This is a genomic window from Flavobacterium solisilvae, from assembly GCF_012911605.1.
GTDB lineage: Bacteria > Bacteroidota > Bacteroidia > Flavobacteriales > Flavobacteriaceae > Flavobacterium > Flavobacterium solisilvae.
On sequence record NZ_JAAMPT010000037.1, the window covers coordinates 1 to 243 of the forward strand.

At 39.5% G+C, this 243-nt stretch carries 1 protein-coding gene; it reads left to right on the top strand.

Annotated elements, in window-relative coordinates:
- A partial coding sequence (locus G6042_RS00175; protein WP_169522307.1) for a hypothetical protein occupies positions 1-243 on the top strand: 243 nt, incomplete at both ends.

Below are 243 nucleotides of genomic sequence, written 5' to 3' on the forward strand. Positions count from 1 at the left end.
ACGATCAACCAAGAAACCCTATACGTTCGCGTAGAAAACAACACTACAAGATGTTATGACATCGTAACGTTAGACTTAATCGTTGATCCGCTACCAAATTCCACTCAGCCAAGCTATCCACAATACAGTTTGTGTGATTTAGACCAAAGCAACATTGGCTACGAAATATTTGATTTAGCCAGCAAAGTAGAAGAAGTACTGCTAGGACAAACTGGAATGAGCGTAACGTTCTATCCAAGTTTA